Source organism: Paraburkholderia sp. RL18-085-BIA-A (assembly GCF_046027075.1).
GTDB lineage: Bacteria > Pseudomonadota > Gammaproteobacteria > Burkholderiales > Burkholderiaceae > Paraburkholderia.
Map to the genome: position 1 here is coordinate 1 of NZ_JARESU010000656.1, position 368 is coordinate 368.

Sequence of the window (368 nt, forward strand, 5' to 3'; positions counted from 1 at the left end):
GACCGGCGTCGCGATGCCTACGGTGTCAAAGGTGCTGAAAATCCTGACACGGGGCGGTGTGGTGGAGTCGCTGCGCGGCACGAATGGCGGTTACCTGCTGCCGCGGCCACCCGAGCGGATCACGCTGGCGGACGTGATCGCCGCGGTTGACGGCCCGATCGGGGTGACCGAATGCAGCACGTTGCCTGGTTTGTGCATCCAGGAGGCGGCGTGCGCAGTGCGCGCCAACTGGCAGAAGGTCAATCGCGTGATCTGCGAGGCGTTACAGCAGGTCACGCTGGCGGACATGGCGGGACCGACCTTGCGCGCGGTCGATATCAGCGCGATCCGCGCGCGCAGCATTCCCAGCCGCCGCGCGGGTGCGACGC

The 368-nt window shown here is 68.2% G+C and carries 1 protein-coding gene; it reads left to right on the forward strand.

Annotation, left to right across the window (positions count from 1 at the left end; translation table 11 throughout):
• The coding region (locus tag P0D89_RS54265) for an SUF system Fe-S cluster assembly regulator (protein WP_408371585.1) at nt 1-368 on the forward strand (368 nt) is incomplete at both ends.